Genomic DNA, 17,309 nt, shown 5'->3' with positions numbered 1-17,309 from the left:
TCACGGAACCAGCGGTACGCAGTACGCGGGGCGATCCCCTGCGCGCGAGCCCATTCCGTCAGGTTCATGCACCTGATCATACATCACTCATGACATCTAAAGGACACTTATGGACACTCATTGGAGAGCAGCTCGAACCCTTTACCCCTTCAGCGCGTCGTACGTGACTCCCGTCAGCCGCTCCGACGCCGCCCAGAGCCGCTCCCCGGCCGTGTCGTTCACGGTCCACCCGGCCCGCCAGGACGTCGCGGGCGAGCCGCGCCACATCGCGAACGAGGGCCCGGTGAAGGAATCGGGCAGCACGCCGGGCGCGGTGGCGGCGTAGAGCGTAGGCAGCGCTCCGGCATCGGCGCTCTGTCCGAAGAACCGATTGCCGATCTCCATGAACCGCTCAGTACCCCTGCGGCCCGCCATCCTCGGCCCGACGGTCTGGAGGTTGGTGGAGGCATACCCCGGATGCGCGGCCGCCGCCACGACATCGGACCCGATACCGGCCAGCCGCCGCGCCAGCTCATGCGTGAAGAGGAGATTGGCGGTCTTGGACCGCGCGTAGGCAACCCAACGCCGATACGCATGCCGCTCGCAATTGAGATCGTTGACATCGATGTTGGCGGCCACATGGACCATGCTCGACACCGTCACGACCCGCGCACCGGGGGTCTGGAGCAACGCCGGGAGCAACAACCCGGTGAGCGCGAAGTGCCCAAGATGATTGACCCCGAACTGCGTCTCGAACCCGTCGACGGTCCGCCCCCGCGGCAAGGCCATCACACCGGCGTTGTTGACCAGCAGATCGAGCCGGCCGTACGCGTGCTCATACGCCACCGCGAATTCCGCCACCGACTCCAGATCCCCAAGATCCAGCCGCAAGAACTCGACATCCGCGCCGGGCACTTCGGTAACGATCCGATCCCCCGCCCCGGCCCCTTTCACCTCACTCCGACAGGCAAGCACCACACGGGCGCCACGCCGGGCGAGCTCACGCGCGGTGACATATCCGATCCCGCTGTTGGCTCCCGTGACGACGACGCTACGCCCACGCTGATCAGGAATGTCGCTCAAGTCCCAGCCGCCCACACCAAGCCCCTCTCCTTTTCATCTGTCACCTCTCGTGAACCCGACGACCGCACCGACCACCGGATATCACACACCGTAGTTGATCAATTGCGATCCGAACCTTTGGTCCATGGATCGCCATCCCATCAGGTGATCCGCAAGCACAAGAAGCACGAGCAACAGGGCCTCGTTACGGTGGGACGCATGAAGCTCTCGCCGCTCGACGCCCGGGAACGTTTTGTTTCCTCGCCCGTCGCTCGGCTGGCGACAGCTGACGCCCACGGGGTTCCCCATGTGGTACCAGTGACCTTCGCCGTCCTGAATGACGTCGTGTATTTCGCGGTCGACCACAAGCCCAAGAGCACATGGGCGCTGCGGCGGTTGCGCAACATCGAGGAGAACCCCTCGGTGACGGTGCTGGTCGATCACTACGACGAGGACTGGTCGACGCTGTGGTGGGCCCGTGCCGATGGCCGTGGGGAAGTGCTGCCGGAGGACGGGCAGGAGCGGCGCGGCGCGGTGGGGTTGTTGTGCGGCAAGTACCAGCAGTACAAGGACTCCCCTCCCCAGGGCCCCGTGGTCGCCGTTCGGGTCGAGCGGTGGAGCGGCTGGGCCTTCACCCAGCCGGCCTTGGCGGGACGGCCGAATGCGAGATGACGTACAGGAAAGAAGCCCAAGAGGGCGGCACCCCCCGCACAGGGGTGCCGCCCTCTCTTGGTGCGCCGGGGCTGTTGCCGTGTCGGTGAGGGTCGGGGTGACCCGGCGACAGCCCCGGGGTTTCGTGAGGCCCTAGCGGTGGTCGCTGCCCGCCGACGAGGACGCCGCGCGGCCCGCCTCCAGGCGAGCCACCGGGATACGGAAGGGGGAGCAGGAGACGTAGTCGAGTCCCACCTCGTGGAAGAAGTGGACCGACTCGGGGTCGCCGCCGTGCTCGCCGCAGACGCCGAGCTTCAGGTCGGGACGGGTTTCGCGGCCGGCCTTGGCGGCGGAGCGGACCAGGGAGCCGACGCCGTCCTTGTCGATGGTCTCGAAGGGGCTGACTCCGAAGATGCCCTTCTCCAGGTACGCGGTGAAGAAGCTCGCCTCCACGTCGTCCCGGCTGAAGCCCCACACCGTCTGCGTGAGGTCGTTCGTACCGAAGGAGAAGAACTCCGCCGCCTCCGCGATCTGACCGGCGGTCAGCGCGGCCCGGGGCAGTTCGATCATCGTGCCGATGGCGAGTTTCAGGGCCGTGCCCGTCGTCGCCTGGACCTCCGCGATGACCTGGTCGGCCTCCTCGCGGACGATCTCCAGCTCCTGGACCGTTCCGACGAGCGGGATCATGATCTCGGCGCGCGGGTCACCCTTGGCGTTCTTGCGTTCGGCGGCGGCCTCGGCGATCGCCCGTACCTGCATGGTGAACAGGCCGGGGATGACCAGGCCCAGGCGCACACCGCGCAGGCCCAGCATCGGGTTCTGCTCGTGCAGGCGGTGGACCGCCTGGAGGAGGCGCAGGTCGTTCTCGTTGGCGTCGCCGCGCGACTCCGCCAGCGCCACTCGTACCGACAGTTCGGTCACGTCGGGCAGGAACTCGTGCAGCGGCGGGTCGAGGAGACGGATCGTCACCGGGAGGCCGTCCATCGCCTCGAAGAGTTCGACGAAGTCCTTCTTCTGGAGGGGCAAAAGCTCCTTCAGGGAGTCCTCGCGCTCCGCGTCCGTGTCGGCGAGGATCAGGCGTTCGACCAGTTCACGGCGGTCGCCGAGGAACATGTGCTCCGTGCGGCACAGGCCGATGCCCTGGGCGCCGAAGCGGCGGGCGCGCAGGGCGTCCTCCGCGTTGTCGGCGTTGGCGCGGACTCGCAGACGGCGGACCCTGTCCGCGTACGCCATGATCCGGTGTACGGCGGCGACCAGTTCGTCCGCGTCGTCGGCACCCGCGTGCATCCGGCCCTCGAAGTACTCGACGACCGGGGACGGGACGACCGGGACCTCGCCCAGGTACACCTTGCCCGTCGAGCCGTCGATCGAGACGACGTCGCCTTCCTCGACCACCAGGCCGCCCGGTGCCGTCAGACGGCGGCGCTTGGTGTCGACCTCCAGCTCCTCCGCGCCGCAGACACAGGTCTTGCCCATGCCGCGCGCGACCACGGCCGCGTGGGAGGTCTTGCCGCCCCGCGAGGTCAGGATGCCCTCCGCCGCGATCATGCCGTCGAGGTCGTCGGGGTTCGTCTCGCGGCGGATCAGAATGACCTTCTCGCCCGAACGCGACCACTTGATCGCCGTGTACGAGTCGAAGACCGCCTTGCCGACCGCCGCACCCGGCGACGCCGCGATGCCCCGGCCGATCTGCTCGACCTTCGCCTCGTCGTCGAAGCGCGGGAACATCAGCTGGGCGAGCTGGGCGCCCGTCACACGCTGGAGCGCCTCCGCCTCGTCGATCAGGCCCTGGTCCACCAGCTGCGTCGCGATACGGAAGGCCGCGCCCGCCGTACGCTTGCCGACACGCGTCTGCAGCATCCACAGCTGCCCGCGCTCGATGGTGAACTCGATGTCGCAGAGATCCCTGTAGTGGTTCTCCAAGGTCTCCATGATCTGCATCAGCTGGTCGTACGACTTCTTGTCGATCGACTCCAGTTCGGCGAGCGGGACCGTGTTGCGGATGCCGGCCACCACGTCCTCGCCCTGGGCGTTTTGGAGGTAGTCGCCGTACACGCCCTGGTGGCCACTGGCCGGGTCACGTGTGAACGCCACGCCCGTACCCGAGTCGGGGCCCAGGTTGCCGAAGACCATCGAACAGATGTTGACCGCCGTGCCGAGGTCGTGCGGAATGCGCTCCTGGCGGCGGTAGAGCTTGGCGCGGTCGGTGTTCCAGGAGTCGAAGACCGCGTGGATGGCGAGGTCCATCTGCTCGCGCGGGTCCTGCGGGAAGTCCCGCCCGGCCTCGGTCTTGACGATCTTCTTGAACTTGGTGACCAGCTTCTTCAGGTCGGCCGCCTCGAGGTCGGTGTCGACCGTGACCTTCTTGGCGTCCTTCGCCGCTTCCAGCGCGTCCTCGAAGAGCTCACCGTCGACGCCGAGGACCGTCTTGCCGAACATCTGGATGAGGCGGCGGTACGAGTCCCACGCGAATCGATCGTCACCGGCCTGCTTGGCGAGGCCCTGGACCGACTTGTCGGAGAGCCCGATGTTCAGCACGGTGTCCATCATGCCCGGCATGGAGAACTTCGCACCGGAACGGACGGATACGAGCAGGGGGTCGTCGGCCTGGCCGAGCTTCTTGCCCATCTTCTGCTCGAGCGCGTCGAGGTGTGCACTCACCTCGTCACGCAGTGCCGCCGGCTCCTCGCCACTGTCGAGGTAGGTCTTGCACGCCTCGGTGGTGATCGTGAAGCCGGGAGGGACGGGAAGGCCCAGGTTGGTCATCTCGGCGAGGTTCGCACCCTTGCCGCCGAGGAGGTCCTTGAGGTCCTTGTTGCCCTCGGTGAAGTCATAGACGAACTTCACGCCCTCCACGCCGCTCTCAGCTACGTGGGGATCTTTGTTTTCCGACACGGGTCTCGACTCCTCGAGGACGCGGTGGCTGCCCTGACGGCCAGGAACATACCCAGATCGAAGGCGCCTGGGTACGTCCACTTGCGCGTCATGCGCCTGTAACCACCCGTCCGCCACTGGATCGAAAGTCAAAGCTTGGCAAGCGTCGACCTGCGGATGTTTTCACTTGTTGAACGAATCAACGCCCACAGATCGCCACATGCGCTCACATGAGCGGGCGTCGGCACGCCTGAGTTCACCCGGTGAACGATCAAGGGGTGGCACTGAGTGCCACCCCTTAGGGAAGTGCACCCGCCCAAGATCCGCTCATCTGAGCATCAACCTTATCAAGCGTGGCGAGAATCACGTCGTGTGGGGCGGCCAGATTTCACCATGCGGACCACGCCGCGGACACGACACACGGATGTCACACGCCCGGCGCCGTCACACACCCAGCGCCGCCACACGCCCGGCGCCGTCACACACCCAGCGCCGTCAGTCGCTGCTCCACCCGCTCCGGCGCGTACAAGTACTCCACGACCAGCGCCCCCGCCCCGACCAGCCCCGCCCGGTCGCCGAGGCGCGAGGTCACTACGTCCAGATGAGCGGTCGAACGGGGCAGCGCCCGCTGGTACAGCAGCTCCCGCACGCCCGTGAGGAAGGGTGTTCCGGCCAAATCCCCGGCGATCATCAGGACGCCGGGGTTGAGCAGCGTCACGACGGTCGCGAGGACGTCACCGACCTGCCGCCCGGCCTCCCGCGCGAGCGCCATCGCTTCCGGATGCCCGGCGGTCAGCAGGTCGCGCACATCCGAGCCGGACGTGGCCCGCACCCCGGACTCGGCCAGCCGACGCGCCACCGCGCCACCGCTCGCGACGGCGGCCAGACAGCCGTACGAACCGCACCTGCACAGCGCGTCGGCGCCGACCCGGATGTGCCCGATGTCGCCGGCACCACCGTCCACGCCCCGATAGATGGCGCCGCCCACGACCATGCCCGCGCCGATACCGGTGGAGACCTTGACCAGCGCGAACGCCGAGCAATCCGGATAACCGGTGCGCTGTTCGCCGTACGCCATGAGGTTGGCGTCGTTGTCGACGAGTACGGGGATCCCGGCGCCGCTCCGGGTTTCGGTCCGGGTTCCGGTGTGCTCCTCGAACGCCCTGCCCAGGCGTCCCCGTATGTCGTAGCCGTCCCAGCCCGGCATGATCGGCGGCTGGACGACCCGGCCGGTGTCGCTGTCGACGGGGCCCGGCACCGCGAGCCCGATGCCGCACACGGAGTCCGCGCTCTGCCCGGCCTTCTCCAGCAACTCGGCGAACCAGTGACCGAGCTCGCCCAGAACGGCGTCGGGGCCGTCCTCGATACGCAGGGTTCCATGGTGCTCGGCCAGGATCTCGCCGGTCAGCGACACGACGGCGGCCCGGCCGTGCCGGGTGTCGAGGTCCGCGGCGAGGACGACGGCGTGCGCGTCGTCGAACTCGAGGGTGATGGAAGGACGCCCGCCCAGCGGCGAGTCCACCGGGCCTCCCGCACCCTCGCGCAGCCAGCCCGCGCGGAAGAGCCGGTCCAGGCGCTGGCCGACCGTGGCCCGTGACAGACCGGTGGCCTGCTGCAGCGCGCCGCGTGTCGTGGCACGGCCGCTGCGCACCAGCTCGAGCAGATCTCCGGCGCTTGCCTGATTCCCGGCCCTCATGGCCTTCGCCGCCCTTCCCGTCATGCGCACCCTCTTGCGTTAACCAACTCTGCATTACATATTGAGTTTTGCGTGTTAAATAGACGTAACCCTACGGTAGCTACTGCCGAACCGGCCGACCGCACGTCTTCGGGGAGACCTGAGTGGACAGCACAACCCAACTCACCGTTCGCCGCACGGGGATCACCACCCCCGTGCGCACCTCGGGCTCACCCTCTCCGCCCGGCTCGCGTGAGATCACCCACTCCGGCGCACATGTATACGATCCCGCCGAATCCACCGGGTCGCTGCACCTCAGGGCGGCCCGCACCCTCGAGGGCAACTGGACGGGAACGTCCACGGTCCCCTCGCGCGGCCTGTACCCGCACCAGTGGTCCTGGGACTCCGCCTTCATCGCGATCGGCCTGCGCCACCTGTCCCCGTTGAGGGCGCAGACGGAGCTGGAGACACTGCTCGGCGCCCAGTGGGGCGACGGTCGGATCCCGCACATTGTCTTCAACCCCTCCGTACCACTGGACGCGTACTTCCCGAGCCCCGACTTCTGGCGCTCCTCCACCGCGGGGCGCGCCGCGGGCGCCCCGCGCACCGTACAGACGTCGGGCATCGTGCAGCCGCCGGTGCACGCGCTCGCCGCCTGGCTGGTGCACCAGGCCGACCCCGGCCTGTCGCGGGCCCGCGCCTTCCTCCCCCGTATGTATCCCCGGCTCGCGGCCTGGCACCGCTATCTCCTGCACCGCCGGGACCTGGGCGGCGGCGGGCTCGCCTCGGTGGTCCACCCCTGGGAACAGGGTATGGACAACAGCCCCTGCTGGGATGCCCCGCTCAGCCGGATCACCCCGGCCGAGCCGCGCACCTTCCGCCGCGCCGACCTCGACCACGGGGCTGCCGAGGACCGGCCGACGGATCTCGACTACGGGCGGTACGTGCGGCTCGCGACGGACTACCGGGACGGGGGGTACGCCGACGGGGGCGGCGAGTTCGCCGTCGAGGACCCGGCGTTCAACGCGTTGCTGATCGCCTCCGAGCACGCACTGGCGGCCATCGCGCGGGAGCTGGGCGCGGCCGGGACCGCACGGCACGCGCGCGCGGAGCGGCTGACGGCCGCGCTGGTGGAGCGGCTGTGGGATCCGGCGGAGGGGATGTTCTTCTGCCGGGATGTGTACGGCGGGGGCGAGAGCGGTGCTCTCGATTCAGAGCGGCGCCCTCGGAGCGGTGCTCACGCTTCGGAACAGCGCTCCCAGGAGCGGCGCCCTCGGAGCGGTGCTCACGCTTCGGAGCAGCGCTCCCAGAGCACCGCTCGCACATCGGAGCAGCGCTCCCAGAGCACCGCTCGCACATCGGAGCAGCGCTCCCAGAGCGGTGCTCTCATTCCCGAGCGCAGTGTCGCCGGGCTCCTTCCGCTCATCCTCCCCGCGCTGCCCCGCGACATCGCCGCCACCGTCGTACGCACGGCGAGCGGGCCGCACTTCGGGCTCGGCGACGTAGCCCGGCTGGTGCCGAGCTACGACCTGACCGGACACGCCTTCGATCCGCACCGCTACTGGCGCGGCCCGGCCTGGTTCAACACGAACTGGCTGCTGGAGCGCGGACTGCGGCTCCACGGGGAACACGGCCGCGCGGAGGAGTTGCGGGCCGCGCTGCTGGAGACCGCCGACGCGTCCGGGTTCGCGGAGTACGTGGATCCGTACACCGGCGAGGCCTGCGGAGCGCTCGGTTTCAGCTGGACGGCCGCGCTGACGCTGGACCTGCTGCACGAGCCCTCCGGGACGGACCAGGCGGACCATGCGGACCAGGTCGTGTCCCACTCGAGGCACGACACTTTGTTCGACACATCACACAGCACCACACCACACAGCACATTCGAGACGGGCGCCAAGGGAGGGGACCGGGGATGACGGACCGGCATCATCTGCTCGTGCACGGAGGGACGTTCGCCGCCGTGGGCGACGGCGGCGACATCAGCGGAGTGCGGGGCGGCAGTTCCCCGGACGGGTTATTCGTACGGGACGCCCGGCACCTCAGCCGCTGGCAGCTGACCGTCGACGGAGCGGTGCCCGAGGCGCTCACTCCGGTCACGGACGGCGACACGGCGCGCTGTGTGCTCGTGCCACGCGGCGGCCGCAACGAACCGCCCGCGTACACGCTCTTTCGTGAACAGGCCGTCACCGACGGCGCGTTCGTGGAGGCGCTGCGCGTCACCAGCAACCGTCCGGCGCCCACCACGGTGCGGATCGCGGTCACGGTGGACGCCGACTTCACGGACCAGTTCGAGCTGCGCTCCGACCACCGTACGTACGCCAAGATCGGCGTCGTACGCAGGCGCCAAGTCCTCGACGACGGGGTCGAGTTCAGCTATCAGCGCGGGGAGTGGCGGTCCTGTACGACGGTCACCTCCGAGCCGCCGCCGGACGGAGTCGAGGAGACCGGCACGGGCGCCCGTCGCCTCGTCTGGACGCTCGACCTCGAACCGCACGCCTCCGCCGAGCTGTCGCTGCGCGTGGCGGCCCGCCCGCACGGCGCCCTGAAGGACCCGGAAGTACCGCTCTCCCCCGCCGCCGCCAACGAGCAACTCCTCGCGTTGGAGGGCGAGTTCGCGGAGGGTGTGCCCTTCCCGACCGGCTGGCCGGAGCTGGCCGCGGCCTGTGCGCGAGGCCTGTCGGACCTCGCGGTGCTCCAGGTTCCGGCGCGCGGCCCGGACGGCGAGGAGCTGCGTGTTCCCGCGGCCGGAGTGCCCTGGTTCCTCACTCTGCTCGGCCGCGACGCCCTCCTCACCTCCCTCTTCGCGCTCCCCTACCGCCCCCAGCTCGCCGCAGCCACGCTGCCCGCGCTCGCCGCGACCCAGGCGGTGGAGGTGGGAGCGGGCGCGGTGGCTCAGCCGGGCAAGATCGTGCATGAGGTGCGGCACGGCGAGCTGGCGCACTTCGGGCAGGTGCCGTACGGGCGTTACTACGGCTCGGTGGACGCGACGCCGCTGTTCCTGGTGCTGCTCGGCGCGTACACGGAGCACACCGGTGAGGTGAGCCTGGCCCGGCGTCTGGAGGCCAACGCCCGCGCGGCGATCGGCTGGATGCTGGACCACGGCGGCCTGACCTCCCGCGGTTATCTCGTCTACCGGGCGGACGGCGGCGGTCTCGCCAACCAGAACTGGAAGGACTCCCCGGGCGCGATCTGCTCGGCCGACGGCAGCCGCCCCACCGGGCCGGTGATGGCGGCGGGCGCGCAGGGATACGCGTACGACGCACTGCGCCGCACCGCGCATCTGGCCCGCACGGTCTGGGACGACGAGGTCTACGCGGCCCTTCTCGAACAAGCCGCCGCCGACCTCCGCGACCGCTTCCAGCGGGACTTCTGGATGACCGAACACGCCTTCCCTGCCCTGGCGTTGGACGGCGACGGCAACCAGGTCGACGCCCTCGCGTCGGACGCGGGCCATCTGCTCTGGTCGGGGCTGCTCGACAAGGAGTACGGCGAACTGGTCGGCCGCCGCCTGCTCGAGCCGGACTTCTTCTCCGGCTGGGGCGTGCGCACCCTGGCCGCCGACCAGCCGGCGTACCACCCATTGTCGTACCACCGTGGCTCGGTCTGGCCGCACGACAACGCGCTGATCACCCTGGGCCTGTCCCGCTACGGCCTGCACGACGAGGCTCGTACGGTCGCCCACGCGCTGGTGGACGCGGCCACCGCCGCCGGTCATCGCCTCCCCGAGGTCCTCGCGGGCTACGGCCGTGACACCCACCGGGAGCCGGTGCCGTACCCGCACGCGTGCGTACGGGAGTCACGCTCGGCGGCGGCTCCACTGGCGCTGCTCACGGCGGTGGGGGGCGCGTAGGTCCTGTCGGTGGTTCCTACGAGGCGGTCATGGCGTCGCGGGCCGCCTCGATGAACTCCGCCAGTCTGCGGCGGAACACTCCGTGGGCCTCGTCGAAGCGTTCGCGGGCGCCCGGGTCGCCCTCCGTGACCCGCCACAGCGCGCTGTTGGCGTCCGCCGCCGCCCGCTGAACGGCTTCGGCCGCGGCACTCCCGGCCGTGTCACCCGCCGGACGTGTCCAGCTCCGCGTCCTCGCTCACGCCCGCGCAGTCGTACGGGTCCTTCAGCCAACCGTCCGGCAGGACGACCCTGTTGTTGCCGGAGGTACGGCCGCGGGGCCCGTCCGCGCCGAGCGGCCACGGCTGGTCGAGGTCCAACTCGGCCAGCCCCTCGGACAGTTCGGCGAGCGATGAGGTGATCGCGAGACGCTTGCGCATCTCGGAGCCGACCGCGAAGCCCTTCAGATACCAGGCCACGTGCTTGCGGAAGTCGATGACGCCGCGCGCCTCGTCGCCGATCCACTCGCCGAGCAGGGTGGCGTGCCGGACCATGACGGCCGCGGCCTCACGCAGCGTCGGACGCGCATAGTCCGTACGCCCCTCGAAGACCGCCACCAGATCGCCGAACAGCCACGGCCGCCCGAGGCACCCGCGCCCGACCACGACCCCGTCGCACCCGGTCTCCCGCACCATCCGCACCGCGTCCTCGGCGGACCAGATGTCGCCGTTGCCGAGGACGGGGATCTCCGGCACATGCTCCTTGAGGCGTGCGATCGCATCCCAGTCGGCGGTGCCGCCGTAGTGCTGGGCGGTGGTGCGCCCGTGCAGCGCGATGGCCGTGACCCCCTCCTCTACGGCGATCCGCCCGGCGTCGAGGTACGTGAGGTGGTCGTCGTCGATGCCCTTGCGCAGCTTCATCGTCACGGGGAGGTCGCCCGCCCCGCTGACGGCCTCGCGCACGATCGCCCGCAGCAGGTGCCGCTTGTACGGGAGGGCGGAGCCGCCACCCTTGCGGGTCACCTTCGGGACCGGGCAGCCGAAGTTCAGGTCGATGTGGTCGGCCAGTCCCTCCTCCGCGATCATGCGGACGGCCTTGCCGACGATCGCCGGGTCCACGCCGTACAGCTGGATCGAGCGCGGCTTCTCGGTCGCGTCGAAGTGGATCAGCTGCATGGTCTTCTCGTTGCGCTCGACCAGCGCCCGTGTGGTGATCATCTCGCTGACGAAGAGGCCCTTGCCGCCGGAGAACTCCCGGCAGAGCGTGCGGAACGGCGCGTTCGTGATCCCGGCCATGGGGGCGAGGACGACGGGCGGCTGCACCGTGTGGGGGCCGATCGAGAGAGAGGGGGCGGGCGCAAGGGCGGTCGTGGACATTCCCCCATTGTCGCGTACGAGGAGAGGTGCCCGCGAGTCGTTAGTTAGGCGCACTATTGACGTCGGCGTACTCTGGTGGAATGCCCGAGCTCAGTCCCCGCCGCCGCCTGCTGGTGCTCGCGATCTGCTGTATGAGCCTGCTGATCGTGAGCATCGACAACACGGTTCTCAACGTCGCCCTGCCCTCGATGCAGCAGGACCTGCACACCGACATGGCGGGTCTCCAGTGGACCATCGACGCCTACACGCTGGTCCTGGCGTCGCTGCTGATGCTCGCGGGCTCGACCGCCGACCGCATCGGCCGCCGCCGGGTGTTCAAGGCGGGCCTGGTCCTGTTCACGATCGGCTCGGTCCTGTGCTCCCTGGCCCCGAACCTCGAATCGCTCGTCGCCTTCCGCATGGTGCAGGCGGTCGGCGGCTCGATGCTGAACCCGGTCGCGATGTCGATCGTCACCAACACCTTCACCGACCCGCGTGAGCGCGCCCGCGCCATCGGGGTCTGGGGTGGTGTGGTCGGCGTCTCCATGGCGGCGGGGCCGCTGGTCGGCGGTCTCCTCGTGGACTCGGTCGGCTGGCGCTCGATCTTCTGGATCAACCTCCCGGTGGGCCTGGCCGCCCTGTTGCTCACCTGGCGCTACGTCCCCGAGTCCCGCGCCCCCAAGGCCCGCCGCCCCGACCCGGTCGGCCAGGTCCTCGTCATCGCGCTGCTCGGCGCGCTGACGTACGCGATCATCGAGGCGCCCAGCTCCGGCGCCCTGAAGATCCTCGTCTTCGGCGCGATCGCCGTCGCCGCGCTGCTCGGTCTGCTGTGGTACGAGCGTCGGCGCGACGAACCCCTCATCGACCTGCGCTTCTTCCGTTCGGCGCCGTTCAGCGGGGCCACGGTGATAGCGGTCAGCGCGTTCGCGGCACTGGGCGGCTTCCTGTTCCTCTCGACGCTCTATCTGCAGAACGTCCGCGGCTTGGACGCACTGCACGCGGGCCTGTGGATGCTGCCCATGGCCCTGATGTGCTTCGTGTGCGCGCCGCTGTCGGGGCGGTTGATCGGCAGCAGGGGACCGCGGCTGCCGTTGCTGATCGCGGGAGTCGCGATGACCGCGAGCGGAGTGCTGTTCGCCGCCTTCGAGGGCGAGACGTCGAACGTCACGCTCGTCATCGGCTACGTCCTGTTCGGCCTCGGCTTCGGCTTCGTGAACGCCCCCATCACCAACACCGCCGTCTCCGGCATGCCCCGCAGCCAGGCCGGTGTCGCGGCCGCCGTCGCCTCGACCAGCCGCCAGATCGGCGCGACCCTCGGCGTCGCGGTGGTCGGTGCGGTCCTCGCCTCCGGCATCGACGAATCGGCGTACAAGGACACCTTCGTGACGGCCGCCGTCCCCGGCTGGTGGATCCTCACCGGCTGTGGCCTCGCCGTCCTCGTCCTGGGCGCGCTGACCACCGGCCGCTGGGCCCGCGGCACGGCCGAGCGCACGGCGCGACAGCTGGAGTCGCCGGAGGCACGGGAAGCGGTGGGCGTGCGCCCCCAGGACGCACCGGCCGCCTAGGCCCTAGCTCCCCAGCCCCGGGCAGGAATTTCTCTCTCACGCTGCGCCGGACAACCAGGATCCGTCCGTGGAACATCGCGACCGCGGCCGCCAGCCGCTGGTCACCCGGGCTGTCCATACGGGCTCCTCGCTCGGGAGGTGTCGGACCTACGATTTTCCGCCGCGGACCGCGATCGGCGCCACCCCCGCAGAGCCCGGTCTCAGGACCCGGTCCCGTCCTCCAGAGCCATGGCGTACAACTTCTCCAGCCCCTCGCGGGACTCCTCGTCGACAGGGGCGTACGTCACCATGCGGGCGCCCATGTCGGGCGCCAGCCACAGGTCGGTGTGGTCGAGGGTGAGAAGCCCGACGTGCGGGTTGAGGAACTGCTTGGTCTTGCTGCGGGCGCCGCCGACCACCTCGTACCGCTCCCAGATCTCGCGAAACTCCGCCGACTCCGTGCGCAGCCGCTTGACCAGCAGCTTCCAGGCCGGTTCGCCGAGGTGTCCGGCCATCGAGGCGCGCAGCTTGGCGGCCATCACCCGCATCGTCTCGTCGAGGAGCACGATCGACTTGCGCCACTCGGGGTTGGTGTAGGCGAGGATCATGCAGTTGCGGTCCTCGGGCGGTACGGCGTCGAGGTCGCTCATCATCAGTCGGGCGTACGTGCGGTTGTACGCCAGGATGTCGTACCGGCTGTTCTGGATGCAGGCCGGGATCGGCTCCAGCTGGGTCAGCACGTGGCGCAACGCCGGGGTGAGGGTGGGACAACGCGCGGCGGGCGAGGGGTCGACAGCTCCGGCGAGCTGGAAGAGATGGCCTCGCTCGCTGGAATCGAGCAACAGAGTGCGGGCCAGCGCGTCGAGGACCTGTTCGGAGACCTGGATGTCACGTCCCTGTTCAAGCCAGGTATACCAGGTGACGCCGACGGCCGAGAGCTGCGCGACCTCCTCGCGGCGCAGGCCCGGGGTGCGCCGACGGCGGCCGCGGGGCAGTCCGACCCGCTCGGGCGTGATGCGTTCGCGACGGCTGCGCAGGAAGGCGGCCAGCTCCTGCCGCCTGATCTCGCTGCCGCGCGGGGCGGCGGTGCCGTGCGGTTGCGGGGCGGCGCTCGTCGCCATGTACGTGCCCGACGTGCCGGCCGTCTCCTGCGCCATCGTCGTCATGCCTCCAGCCTGCCGTCCACCGGAACCTGTTGCCAGTACTGCCTCTACCAGGATAAGGACACTCTGGTACCAGCCTGAGGTCAGGAGAAGGCTGGCGAACGTGACCGAAACCGGAACGACCCTGACAACCACCGCACGCTCCCCCGCCGCGTCACCCGGGCTCGGCGGCCTCGGGCTCTTCACCGTGCTGCTCGGCGCGGCACTGCCCCTCATCGACTTCTTCATCGTCAACGTCGCCCTGCCGACCATCGGCCAGGACCTGGACGCGAGCGAGGCCGTGCTCGAACTCGTCGTCGCCGGGTACGGAGTCTCGTACGCCGTCCTCCTCGTGCTGGGCGGCCGGCTCGGCGACCTCTTCGGGCGGCGCCGGCTCTACCTCGGCGGCATGGCGGCCTTCGGCCTGACCTCGCTGGCGTGCGGGCTCGCGCCGAGCGCCTGGACGCTGGTGGCGGCGCGCGTCGCGCAGGGCGCGGCGGCCGCGGCGATGCTGCCGCAGGTGCTCGCCACGATCCAGTCGGCGACCGCGGGGCCGCGCCGCGCGAAAGCGATGGGCCTGTACGGCGCGACGGCCGGACTCTCCATGGTGGCCGGGCAGATCCTCGGCGGCGTGCTGGTCGCGGCCGATATCGCGGGCACGGGCTGGCGCGCGGTGTTCCTGGTGAACGTGCCCGTCGTGATCCTCGGTCTGATCCTGGCCGCGCGTGCCGTCCCGGAGACGCGCTCGCAGCACCCGGAGCCGATCGACGGACCCGGCACGGTTCTGCTCGCCGTGGCCCTGCTGGCCCTGCTCGCGCCGCTGACCGAGGGCAGGGCGGCGGGCTGGCCCCTGTGGACCTGGCTGTCGCTCGCCCTGTTCCCGCTCGCGGCGGCGGCGTTCTACTTCGTCGAACGCCGGGAGGACCGCGAGGGCCGTACGCCCCTGGTCCCGCCGAGCCTGTTCGCCCTCACGTCGCTCCGCCGGGGCCTCGTGATGATCGTGCCGTTCGCGATCGGCTTCAGCGGCTTCATGTTCGTGATCGCGGTGGCGTTGCAGCGGGGTGCGGGGCTCGGTCCGGTCCCGGCGGGACTGGCGCTCGCTCCGATGGCGGTGGTCTTCTTCGTGGTCTCGCTGTGCGGGCCGCGGCTGGTCGCCCGCTACGGCACCCGGGTCGTCACCGCGGGCGGACTGCTCCAGGCGGTGGGCGTGACGCTGCTGGCACTGACCGCATGGCGGTCCTGGCCGGACGTGGGTATATGGGAGCTGCTGCCGGGGGCCGCGGTGGCCGGCGCGGGCCAGGCGCTCCAACTCCCCGTCCTCTTCCGGATCATCCTCTCCGAGGTCCCGCCCGCCCGGGCCGGCGTCGGCAGCGGTGTCATGATCACCGTCCAGCAGTCGGCCCTCGCCCTCGGCGTGGCCACCTTGGGCACCCTCTTCCTGACCCTCGTCCCGGGCCACGGCATGCGGGACGCCCTCGTGACGACCCTCCTGGTCCAGCTGGCGGGCGTGGCCCTGACGACAGCGCTGAGCCTGCGGCTGCCACGCACGATCAGCTGAGCGCGCGCCTGCGTCAAAGCCCTCACCGCCGAACCCCGGTGACGCGCCCGGATCGTGACGGCGGATGACGGCCCGGCCAACTCGCCGCCGAAGAGCCCCCGTTGATCTTCGCCATGCTGCACACTCCTTGCTGCGAACGCCTTGCCGGGCAAGCGGAGTGGTATCAACTGAGCGGTAGCACCTGGAGGTGGCATGCTGCAGATCAACACGAGCAAGGTAAGCCGCTGGGACCAGCACGGCCGCGAGCACGTCGTACGCGTCCAACGTGCGGGTATGCAGCGCACGATCAGATGCGATACGTGCGGGTGGCGCAAGGGTGCGCAGTTCCTGCCGTGGCTGAAGGCCGAGGAACACCTGGCGGAGGCGCATCAGGCGACGGTGGATCCGTCGGAGGGATAGCCCCTGGCGGTAGACGCTGCCGTGGCTGACGCCGAGCGCGCGGGCCACGCCGCCACGGCGGCCTTGGCGGGGCCGTGGCGGCGCGTCAGCTGTCATCCGTTACCCGTCAGCCGTCATGCGCACGGTGCAGGCCGACTCAGCCCTGCCGCAACGGAATCGCCAGGTCCACCACCCGTCGCCCGCCCGAGAACGAACCAACCGAAGTCGCCTTCCCCGTCAGCAGGTTGACCCGGAACACCTGGCCGCCCGTCACCGCGTACCCGGTGTTCGTGCCGCTGCGCGCTGAGCTGTAGATGTCGAAACCGGAGTTGAGCGGCGCGTCGATGCCGAGTTTGCCCGTGGGGGCGAGGTTGCCGGCGTTGGCGGGCGACTGGACCGACACCTGGTCGAGGGAGGTGTCGAGGTCGAACAGGGTCGTGGCCGTCGTCGCGTCGAGGTCGTTGTTCGTGTACGCGGCTCCCGTCACGCCGAGCGCGGTGGCGCCGGGGTTCGGGGGCACCGGCGGGTTGGTGAGGGTGCCGTCGACGGCGGTGGTGCCCGCGGCGGGGGCGCCCGCCGGGTCGTCGAGGTTGTGCCGGAGGTTCTGCCCGGTGTCGCTGATGACGCGCAGCCGGTTGGCGGCGGGGTTGAAGTCGACGCCGAAGGCCTTGCCCTGGAGGGCGACGGTGAGCTGCGAGACCTTGGTGGCGCGGGCGCCGGCCTCGCGGAGGGTGTAGATGCCGCCGCGGTCGCCGACGCCGTACAGCTTGTTGTTCTGCACGCGGTAGTCGATGCCGATCAGCTTCGCGTCGCCCTTGAGTCCGCTCACCGCGCCGAGCGGGACGGCCACCTTGGGCCGGTCGGCCCGGAAGCTGACGAGCCGCTGGTCGGAGGTGAGCCCGACGACCACGAGCCGGTCGGCGGCCGCCGCGCCGGGAAGCCCGGTCCCCAGGGCCGCCTGCGACCCTACGGCCGTACGGTCCGACCGCTGTCCCCCGTCGCTCGCCGCGACGTAGCCGACGGTCCCGATGGCCAGGGCCAGGGTCGCGACGCCGATGACTGCCTGCTTGCGCATGATGCCCCCGTGAAGGTCCGGCGGCCCACCCCCTGCGGGCCGCGTGACCTGTCCTTCGGAGCGCCGCGGGCCCTGGATTGCAAAAACCCCGGTTCTATTACATCCGTTACGGACGTGACAAAACCGAGGCATTTGAGAGCGGAGACCGCGCGCGACCAGCCACGGGCGGCCCGCAGTCGCGGAACCGCCC

General features: G+C 70.2%; 12 protein-coding genes. 6 read left to right on the top strand and 6 right to left on the bottom strand.

The window, feature by feature from the left end; translation table 11 throughout:
* Window positions 1-141 precede the first annotated feature (141 nt).
* Window positions 142-1,077: an oxidoreductase gene (locus AB0D57_RS35160; protein ID WP_362082671.1), complete on the bottom strand. Its 936-nt coding sequence runs from the start codon at window positions 1,075-1,077 to the stop codon at window positions 142-144.
* A gap of 183 nt (window positions 1,078-1,260) precedes the next feature.
* Between AB0D57_RS35160 and AB0D57_RS35155 the strand changes: the two genes are divergently transcribed.
* Window positions 1,261-1,713: a TIGR03668 family PPOX class F420-dependent oxidoreductase gene (locus AB0D57_RS35155; RefSeq protein WP_362082686.1), complete on the top strand. Its 453-nt coding sequence runs from the start codon at window positions 1,261-1,263 to the stop codon at window positions 1,711-1,713.
* 132 nt (window positions 1,714-1,845) lie between these two features.
* On the opposite strand, the gene ppdK is transcribed toward AB0D57_RS35155, so the two are convergent.
* Window positions 1,846-4,587 carry a pyruvate, phosphate dikinase gene (ppdK, locus tag AB0D57_RS35150; protein ID WP_362082668.1) on the bottom strand — a complete coding sequence of 914 codons (2,742 nt, stop codon included), beginning with the start codon at window positions 4,585-4,587 and terminating at the stop codon, window positions 1,846-1,848.
* A gap of 457 nt (window positions 4,588-5,044) precedes the next feature.
* A complete protein-coding gene (locus tag AB0D57_RS35145; protein ID WP_362082665.1) occupies window positions 5,045-6,286 on the bottom strand; it encodes an ROK family protein in 1,242 nt (413 codons plus the stop codon).
* A 263-nt stretch (window positions 6,287-6,549) separates the two neighbouring features.
* Here AB0D57_RS35145 and AB0D57_RS35140 point away from each other — a divergent pair, with 263 nt between their 5' ends.
* Together AB0D57_RS35140 and AB0D57_RS35135 are read left to right on the top strand one after the other, a co-directional pair.
* Window positions 6,550-8,157 carry a hypothetical protein gene (locus AB0D57_RS35140; RefSeq protein WP_362082683.1) on the top strand — a complete coding sequence of 536 codons (1,608 nt, stop codon included), beginning with the start codon at window positions 6,550-6,552 and terminating at the stop codon, window positions 8,155-8,157.
* A complete protein-coding gene (locus tag AB0D57_RS35135; protein ID WP_362082662.1) occupies window positions 8,154-10,091 on the top strand; it encodes a glycogen debranching N-terminal domain-containing protein in 1,938 nt (645 codons plus the stop codon). The genes AB0D57_RS35140 and AB0D57_RS35135 overlap by 4 nt, the downstream gene beginning before the upstream one ends.
* A 200-nt stretch (window positions 10,092-10,291) precedes the next feature.
* On the opposite strand, the gene dusB is transcribed toward AB0D57_RS35135, so the two are convergent.
* Complete coding sequence (gene dusB, locus AB0D57_RS35130; RefSeq protein WP_362082659.1) at window positions 10,292-11,443, bottom strand: tRNA dihydrouridine synthase DusB; 1,152 nt, start codon at window positions 11,441-11,443, stop codon at window positions 10,292-10,294.
* A gap of 80 nt (window positions 11,444-11,523) precedes the next feature.
* Between dusB and AB0D57_RS35125 the strand changes: the two genes are divergently transcribed.
* Window positions 11,524-12,987: an MFS transporter gene (locus tag AB0D57_RS35125; RefSeq protein ID WP_362082656.1), complete on the top strand. Its 1,464-nt coding sequence runs from the start codon at window positions 11,524-11,526 to the stop codon at window positions 12,985-12,987.
* A 200-nt stretch (window positions 12,988-13,187) separates the two neighbouring features.
* Here the strand turns inward: AB0D57_RS35125 and AB0D57_RS35120 are convergent, their stop codons facing one another.
* Entirely contained in the window at window positions 13,188-14,087 is a 900-nt protein-coding gene (locus tag AB0D57_RS35120; protein ID WP_362082680.1) for a helix-turn-helix transcriptional regulator, read from the bottom strand.
* A gap of 145 nt (window positions 14,088-14,232) precedes the next feature.
* Here AB0D57_RS35120 and AB0D57_RS35115 point away from each other — a divergent pair, with 145 nt between their 5' ends.
* Both AB0D57_RS35115 and AB0D57_RS35110 read left to right on the top strand, forming a co-directional pair.
* Window positions 14,233-15,666 (top strand): MFS transporter, encoded by a 1,434-nt coding sequence (locus tag AB0D57_RS35115; RefSeq protein WP_362082653.1) that lies wholly within the window; start codon window positions 14,233-14,235, stop codon window positions 15,664-15,666.
* A 192-nt stretch (window positions 15,667-15,858) separates the two neighbouring features.
* Window positions 15,859-16,065 (top strand): hypothetical protein, encoded by a 207-nt coding sequence (locus tag AB0D57_RS35110; protein ID WP_362082650.1) that lies wholly within the window; start codon window positions 15,859-15,861, stop codon window positions 16,063-16,065.
* A 136-nt stretch (window positions 16,066-16,201) separates the two neighbouring features.
* Here AB0D57_RS35110 and AB0D57_RS35105 read toward each other — a convergent pair whose 3' ends face one another.
* Window positions 16,202-17,119: a DUF4394 domain-containing protein gene (locus tag AB0D57_RS35105; RefSeq protein WP_362082647.1), complete on the bottom strand. Its 918-nt coding sequence runs from the start codon at window positions 17,117-17,119 to the stop codon at window positions 16,202-16,204.
* Between the last annotated feature and the right edge of the window lie 190 nt (window positions 17,120-17,309).

The sequence above is a fragment of the Streptomyces sp. NPDC048275 genome, assembly GCF_040652275.1.
Lineage (GTDB): Bacteria > Actinomycetota > Actinomycetes > Streptomycetales > Streptomycetaceae > Streptomyces.
The sequence above is the reverse complement of the archived record's forward strand: the minus strand, read 5'-3'. Positions and strand labels throughout refer to the sequence as shown.

Excerpts from the sequence above, each read along its gene's own strand:
- AB0D57_RS35155 (WP_362082686.1), top strand. The coding sequence starts at position 1,261 with ATGAAGCTCTCGCCGCTCGACGCCCGGGAACGTTTTGTTTCCTCGCCC.
- AB0D57_RS35120 (WP_362082680.1), bottom strand. The coding sequence starts at position 14,087 with ATGGCGACGAGCGCCGCCCCGCAACCGCACGGCACCGCCGCCCCGCGC.
- dusB (WP_362082659.1), bottom strand. The coding sequence starts at position 11,443 with ATGTCCACGACCGCCCTTGCGCCCGCCCCCTCTCTCTCGATCGGCCCC.
- AB0D57_RS35145 (WP_362082665.1), bottom strand. The coding sequence starts at position 6,286 with ATGACGGGAAGGGCGGCGAAGGCCATGAGGGCCGGGAATCAGGCAAGC.
- AB0D57_RS35110 (WP_362082650.1), top strand. The coding sequence starts at position 15,859 with ATGCTGCAGATCAACACGAGCAAGGTAAGCCGCTGGGACCAGCACGGC.
- AB0D57_RS35105 (WP_362082647.1), bottom strand. The coding sequence starts at position 17,119 with ATGCGCAAGCAGGCAGTCATCGGCGTCGCGACCCTGGCCCTGGCCATC.
- AB0D57_RS35125 (WP_362082656.1), top strand. The coding sequence starts at position 11,524 with ATGCCCGAGCTCAGTCCCCGCCGCCGCCTGCTGGTGCTCGCGATCTGC.
- AB0D57_RS35135 (WP_362082662.1), top strand. The coding sequence starts at position 8,154 with ATGACGGACCGGCATCATCTGCTCGTGCACGGAGGGACGTTCGCCGCC.